Origin of the sequence: Weissella sp. DD23 (genome assembly GCF_001579105.1) — a bacterium.
GTDB lineage: Bacteria > Bacillota > Bacilli > Lactobacillales > Lactobacillaceae > Weissella > Weissella cibaria.
The window spans coordinates 53,718-54,336 of the sequence record NZ_KQ970400.1; the positions used below are offsets into that span (position 1 = coordinate 53,718).

The window sequence follows — 619 nt, forward strand, 5'->3', positions numbered from 1 at the left end:
TCAAGAAGACCTTATCAATCCCCAACTTGCGACCGTGCAAAACAGCACGACGAAGCAAACGACGAATGATGTAACCGCGACCTTCGTTTGATGGCAAAGCCCCATCACCGATGGCAAATGTTACGGCACGGGCGTGGTCAGCAATCACCTTGAATGAGATGTCCTTTTCAGGATCATCACCGTACTTGTATTGACCTGACATCTCTTCCGTCTTACGGATGATTGGCAAGAACAAGTCCGTTTCAAAGTTGGTCTTGGCATTTTGGAAAACAGAGACAACACGTTCGAGTCCCATACCCGTATCAATGTTCTTGTGTGGCAACTCAGGGTAATCCTTGTTGTCAGTCAAACCAGGCAAGTGGTTGTATTGTGAGAACACGATGTTCCAAATTTCCAAGTAACGTTCGTTTTCACCACCAGGGTAGTTTTCCTTGGCATCGTCGGCGTTAAATTCTTCACCGCGATCATAGAAAATTTCCGTATCTGGTCCTGAAGGTCCCTCACCGATATCCCAGAAGTTATCTGGTTCTTCGTACAAGTGGTCCTTAGGCAACCCCACAACGTTCAACCATATTTCCTTGGCCTCAGTATCATTTGGGTAAACCGTCACGTACAACTT

1 pseudogene is annotated in these 619 nt (G+C 46.5%); it reads right to left on the minus strand.

The window, feature by feature from the left end:
- Positions 1-619: pseudogene (locus tag WEIDD23_RS14985) on the minus strand (alanine--tRNA ligase-related protein); the annotation flags it as partial.